The sequence below is a fragment of the Geminocystis sp. GBBB08 genome, from assembly GCF_016743215.1.
Classification (GTDB): Bacteria; Cyanobacteriota; Cyanobacteriia; order Cyanobacteriales; family Cyanobacteriaceae; genus Geminocystis.
The window spans coordinates 1-5,240 of record NZ_VRZC01000220.1; the positions used below are offsets into that span (position 1 = coordinate 1).

A 5,240-nucleotide genomic window follows, 5' to 3' on the forward strand; every position below is an offset into this window, starting at 1 on the left:
TCCTTAAGTTACAAAAATTATGAAAAATCAAAAAAAAATTGGTATTTTAACCAGTGGTGGAGATTGTCCAGGATTAAATGCCATTATTAGGGCAGTAGTCAAATATGCCAACATTAAAGAATGGGAAATTTTTGGGATTCCTCGTGGTACAGATGGTTTTATTGACGTTGCAAGAGGTAAGGTACAAGGGGATGATTTAAAATTACAACCTCATGGTTATGATGTACCCGGAGTTTTACAGGGACTAGATATACTGCAATTTATGAGTGGTAGTGTATTAGGATCTCTTAGTAGAGGAAATCCCAAAGATGAAAATGTAACCAAAGATATTCTTGAAGGGTATAAAATTTTAGAATTAGATGCTCTAATTGCCATTGGTGGTGATGGTAGTTTAGATATTATTTATGATTTAGCAAAAAAAGGAAACTGGAATTTAGTAGTTATCCCCAAAACTATTGATAATGATGTAGCATTTACCGAGCGTTCAGTGGGATTTGACACCGCTAGAAATACAGTAACTCAAGCGTTATATGATCTTACTTTTACCGCCGCTAGTCATGAACGTATTATGGTAGTTCAAGTAATGGGAAGAGATGCGGGACATTTAGCTTTACATTCTGGTATTGCTGGAGGTGCTGACTGTATTTTAATTTCAGAATTGACTCCGAAGTTAACAGAAAAGACGATTGAAGGAATTTGTAAATATATTGCAAAACTAAGAAAAGATAGAAGAAAATTTGCCTTAGTGGTAATAGCGGAAGGAGTGCAAGGATTAGACAATAAAAAAGATCCTTATATAGCGGAAACTTTAGCTAATCTAATTACAGAATATAGTCATCGTCTTTGTCTTAATGACAATGTCAATTATGAAGACTTAGATCAAGTAGATACTCGTGCTACTATTTTAGGACATTTACAAAGGTGTGGCGTTCCTAGTTCTTTTGATCGTATTTTAGCGACAGTATTTGGGATAAAAGCCGTACATCTCATTGAAGAAGAACGTTATAACCGTCTTGTTATTTGGCAAAATGGCAGTGTTGAGAGTAAATCTTTAGAACAAATAATGCCGATGATTAAATGGTGTCACCAAGAACAAACTTGTCCTTCGCCTGTAGATCCAGAAGGTTTCATGGTAAGAACAGCGTTATCTTTAGGTATTTACATTGGAGAGTCACATTTTTATCCTGATAACATCAGTAGTTAAGAATGAGCAAGGGGTTTAAACCCTTTATATTACTAAAAAGATCAATTTGCCCATGTAAGAAGATCTTCTTTGCCTTGTGAGGGTATCTCTACTCTCACCACTCATACTATGATACAAACCCTAAGTAATGACTAATAACTCATTATTTATTAATCTTCTCTTAACTTAGATTTGTACAAGAAGAATTATAATTAATTTAGTATTCGTAATATTAATAATATTAATTAGTGAAAATTAATTATTAAAAAAATTTTTTTTTCATAAAAAACTAAAATTAATTGTTTATTTATCTGGAGTAATGAACTAAAATCATGAATAATTTATCTTCACAAGAAATCACAGAAGAAGTAGTCTTAAGGACGGAAAATGTTGATGTTTATTATGGTTCTCATAAAGCAGTAGCAGGAGTTAATTTAGAAATTCCTAAAAATAATGCCGTTGCTTTTATTGGTCCTTCAGGTTGTGGTAAAAGTACAATTTTACGCTGTTTTAATCGGATGAATGACTTAGTTGCTAGTGCTAGAATTCAAGGTAAAATTACTTTTAGGGGAAAAAATATTTATAGTAGTAATATAGACCCTGTCAAATTAAGAACTAATATTGGGATGGTATTTCAAAAACCGAATCCTTTTCCTAAGTCTATCTATGAAAATATTGCTTGGGGTGCAAGAATTAACGGTTATAAAGGTAATATGAATGATTTGGTTGAACAATCGTTACAAAAAGCTGCTTTATGGGATGAAGTCAAAGATAAATTGCGTCAAAGTGGTTTAGCTTTATCAGGAGGACAACAGCAACGCCTATGTATTGCAAGAACAATTGCCATTCAACCTGATGTTATTTTAATGGATGAACCTTGTTCGGCACTAGATCCGATTTCGACATTAAAAGTGGAAGAATCTATCCATGAGTTAAAACGCAATTATACCATTATTATAGTGACTCATAATATGCAACAAGCCTCAAGGGTATCTGATTATACTGCCTTTTTCAATGCCAAAAGTGTGGAGGGGGGAAGTGGAAAACTAGGGTATTTAGTAGAATATGATCGTACAGAAAACATATTTCAAAATCCTGTTGAACAAGCTACTCAAGAATATGTAAGCGGACGTTTTGGCTAAATGGGTAATAAGCAATGGATAATGGATAATTGATAAAAATTAACTAAAAAATTAATAAAAAGAATATGTAAGTTTATATATAGATATTAAACTTCACAAAAACCCTAGTGTCAAAAGGTTATAGATAAAGTATTTTGGCGAACTTGTCAGAATTTGTTAGGAAGATCTTAAAAATAACTTTGTGCCATGCTCGCCTTTGCGAAAAAAAAGAGAAACTGGGATGCTAGGATTCGAACCTAGGGAATGGCGAGACCAAAACCCGCTGCCTTACCGCTTGGCGACATCCCAATGATTTAGCACATTTATTAATATAACAAAACCTTAACAAATTTGTCAAGGAAAAAATGAATTTTGATCAACTATTAACTTAACTATCAACTATTAACTTAAGGATTAAGGATTAAATCGCATTGTGCATGATGACGGAGAAGATGATCACATAAAACAAGGGCAACCATAGCTTCTACCATTGGTACTGCCCTAGGTAATACGCAAGGATCGTGTCTTCCTTTTGCGGCTAAAGTGGTTTCTTGTCCTTGTGTACTAACTGTATTTTGTTCTTTCCCGATAGTGGCCGTAGGCTTAAAAGCAGCCCGTAAAATGATATTTTCACCGTTACTAATACCTCCTTGAATACCTCCAGATCGATTAGTTCTAGTACGAGTGTTTCCTTTTTCATCAAGATAAAATTCGTCGTTATGTTGACTACCAGTAAGGGTTGTACCGTGGAAACCTGAACCAATTTCAAAGCCTTTTGTGGCGGGTAAAGACATAATCGCCTTAGCTAAATCTGCTTCTAGTTTATCGAAAACAGGTTCACCTAATCCTAAAGGTACATTTCTGACGACACATTCTACGACACCTCCTAAAGAGTCTTTTTCTTTACGAATATGATCTATTAGTGCGATCATTTTTTCGGCACATTGAGCATCGGGACATCTAACTATATTACTTTCAACTTGATCAAGGGTAACAGTATCTTGATTTACCATTGCTTCTAAGTCTTTAATGCGACTCACATAGGCAATGATTTCTACTCCTGCTATTTGACGCAGAATTTTTTTGGCGATGGCACCTGCTGCTACTCTACCGATAGTTTCTCTAGCAGAAGATCTTCCTCCACCTTGCCAGTTACGAATGCCATACTTAGCATCATAGGTAGCGTCAGCGTGAGATGGACGATATTTTACAGCCATTTCATCGTAATCTTTAGATCGAGCATCTTGATTGCGTACTAAAATAGCGATAGGAGTGCCTAAAGTTTTGCCTTCAAATACTCCTGAAATAATTTCACATAAATCTGACTCATTACGGGGGGTAGTAATCTTACTTTGGCCGGGTTTACGGCGATTTAATTCCCATTGGATTTCTTCGGCAGAAATTTCGATTAGGGGGGGGCAACCATCGATGACTACACCAACTCCTCCTCCGTGAGATTCTCCAAAGGTGGATATTCTAAATAATGTTCCGAAATTGCTACTCATTCAATATAGTTCATAAATAATTAAATTATTTTATCTCTTTTAGAAGTCAGATAATAATCACATTATTTATAAATAACAAGACACTGATTATAATTTAAAAAATTAATGAAAAATCTCTTACTACGAGCTAATTAAACCTATTTTTACTTAAATGTTTTCTGTTTTGATTGAATTTTACCAAACTGTCGGTTGAAACTTAGCATCATTTAGAATGGCGACACTTTCACCACTTTGGGCTAAGACAAATAAACCTTGACGATAAGCATATTTATCTGCCCCTTCTTCTATTTCTATTCCGGCGACTGCACCGTATAATTGTTTTTGATTATACTCAGGGAAAAACTGCCGAAATTCGCTTAAATCATGAATCAATTCTTTGACATCACTGACACTGAGGCTACTTTTAACTTCTACCACTAAAACATGATGCTCATTAGTCACCAAGACATCAATTTCTAAGGTTTGCCCATTAAAACGTTTTTTGACTCGTTGACTCACTTGATGAACAGGAATACCCCTATTTAAAAAGAGTGTTTCACAAGCGGGGGCAACCATGTTTTCGACAAAACGCCCCCATTTACCCCCAAGCGCGCCTATTTCTTGACTAATTTGTCGAATTTGGCGATCTGTTTCTTTAAAGCGTTGTTCTGCCTGTAAGGATTGTTCTTTAATTATACGCTCTGTTTCCTGAAAACGGCGATCGGTTTCCTTAAGGCGTTGTTCTGCTTGTAAAGATTGTTCTTTAATTATACGTTCAGTTTCTTTTTGGGCAGTAGCTAATTCAGCTAATAGTTGCCATACCTCATCGGCAGTAGTTGTCATCTCTTTTTGGCATTAATTCTCTTTTTATCTGATTATATCTAGTTTAAACTAAATCATTTTTCTTGGCGATCGCACTATGATTAAGTGATCAAATAGCGATTAAAATATAATTTTCCTTAACCGATTGAACAATATAGCAACGGACGGTTAGTTAGGACATTTTAATCCTTTAAGCAAGGAGTTTAAACCCCTTGTTACCCTTTGTTAATGCCCTAAGCATCATGGCGACTGCTATAGAATTAATTATCAATTATCAATTGTCGATTATACTATAGTCTATAAATTTAATTTATCTACTTTAGCTAGTTATTGAGCCGATGATTCCGATTCTTAGTAGTGCGTTAATTGCCACGAATACTCATAATTTATCAGTATCTGAAGTAATGGAAATTGATTCTAATCAATCACATTTGGTAATAGCTGAAGAAAATATAATTCCTATAGATAGTCAATTCTCCAATATAATTCCTTCAACTAATCTTCAACCATCAACTTTAGTTTCTCAAGAAAAATTAACCTCAAAAAATCTCGAAACAACTTCTGTTAACTATAGTCAACAACTATCAACTTTAGTTTCTCAAGAAAAATTAACCTCAAAAAATCTCGAAA

At 34.4% G+C, this 5,240-nt stretch carries 5 protein-coding genes and 1 tRNA gene; 3 read left to right on the forward strand and 3 right to left on the reverse strand.

The annotated features are described in order from the left end of the window. The first annotated feature begins 16 nt into the window (after window positions 1–16). Complete coding sequence (locus tag FWJ34_RS18040; protein WP_308256731.1) at window positions 17–1,204, forward strand: ATP-dependent 6-phosphofructokinase; 1,188 nt, start codon at window positions 17–19, stop codon at window positions 1,202–1,204. 311 nt (window positions 1,205–1,515) lie between these two features. Then, complete coding sequence (pstB, locus tag FWJ34_RS18045) at window positions 1,516–2,325, forward strand: phosphate ABC transporter ATP-binding protein PstB (protein WP_308256728.1); 810 nt, start codon at window positions 1,516–1,518, stop codon at window positions 2,323–2,325. Between the two features lie 215 nt (window positions 2,326–2,540). Here the strand turns inward: pstB and FWJ34_RS18050 are convergent. The 3 genes from FWJ34_RS18050 to FWJ34_RS18060 form a co-directional block, all read right to left on the reverse strand. Further along, a tRNA-Gln gene (locus FWJ34_RS18050) sits at window positions 2,541–2,613 on the reverse strand. Window positions 2,614–2,711: 98 nt separating this feature from the next. Beyond that, entirely contained in the window at window positions 2,712–3,809 is a 1,098-nt protein-coding gene (gene aroC, locus FWJ34_RS18055) for a chorismate synthase (RefSeq protein ID WP_308256729.1), read from the reverse strand. 174 nt (window positions 3,810–3,983) lie between these two features. Further along, a complete protein-coding gene (locus FWJ34_RS18060; RefSeq protein ID WP_308256730.1) occupies window positions 3,984–4,631 on the reverse strand; it encodes a DUF3782 domain-containing protein in 648 nt (215 codons plus the stop codon). A 317-nt stretch (window positions 4,632–4,948) separates the two neighbouring features. On the opposite strand from FWJ34_RS18060, the gene FWJ34_RS18065 reads away from it, so the two are divergent. Further along, a partial coding sequence (locus FWJ34_RS18065; protein WP_396232074.1) for a hypothetical protein occupies window positions 4,949–5,240 on the forward strand: 292 nt, incomplete at its 3' end.

Coding starts and splice junctions, on each gene's coding strand:
- FWJ34_RS18060 (WP_308256730.1), bottom strand. CDS start 4,631: ATGACAACTACTGCCGATGAGGTATGGCAACTATTAGCTGAATTAGCT.
- pstB (WP_308256728.1), top strand. CDS start 1,516: ATGAATAATTTATCTTCACAAGAAATCACAGAAGAAGTAGTCTTAAGG.
- aroC (WP_308256729.1), bottom strand. CDS start 3,809: ATGAGTAGCAATTTCGGAACATTATTTAGAATATCCACCTTTGGAGAA.